Source organism: Hymenobacter agri (genome assembly GCF_054778495.1).
Genome location: NZ_BAAGZM010001195.1, coordinates 1 through 657, shown reverse-complemented (window position 1 = coordinate 657; position 657 = coordinate 1). Strand labels below are relative to the sequence as shown.

Annotated in this window: 1 protein-coding gene; it reads left to right on the top strand. The window is 63.0% G+C overall.

From position 1 onward, the window contains the following. Window positions 1–24: 24 nt before the first annotated feature. On the top strand, window positions 25–657 hold a 633-nt coding region (locus tag ACYVDE_RS25285; RefSeq protein WP_460504270.1), incomplete at its 3' end, for an endonuclease/exonuclease/phosphatase family protein.

The following is a 657-nucleotide window of genomic DNA, read 5'->3' as shown; positions in this document are numbered from 1 at the left end:
CTGCTGTGGCTGCTGCCGCTGCTGGTGCTGGTCCTCACGTGGCCGCACGTGCAGCGCGGGCTGGCGTTGCACGTCGCTACGCTTAATGAGGAATTAGCAATGAAGAAGCCGGATGATAAGGGAATTCCTCATTCCTCATTCTTCATTCCTCATTCCAAAAGCGTTTCGCTTTTGTCGGCCAACGTGCGCATCTTCAACGTGTATTCCCAGCTGCGCGACCCGGACAACGCCTCGTCGAAAAACTTCATTCGCTGGCTGGCCGCCAGCCCGGCCGATGTGCTGTGCCTGCAGGAGTATTACAACGAGCCCGGCGGTACCCGGGAAAACGGCGGGGTATTTCAGTCGGAAGCCCGGCTGGGCCGGGGCAGCGGCCGGCACGCATTTGTGTCGCCCAGCCTCACCAACCGCGCGGGGGCCGAGTTCGGGCTGGCCATTTTCTCACGCTTTCCCATTGTGCAGCGCGGCGTTATTCCCTTCGGCAAACTCACCCAGAACCACGCCATGTGGGCCGACCTGGCCCGCCCGCACGACACCATTCGCGTGTTCAACGTGCACTTCCAGAGCATGAGCATGGCCGAAAGCGACCTGACAGCCGCCACCGGCAGCCGCGCCGGCCTGCGCGCCAAAGCGCCCAACCTGCTGCGCCGCTTCCGCAAC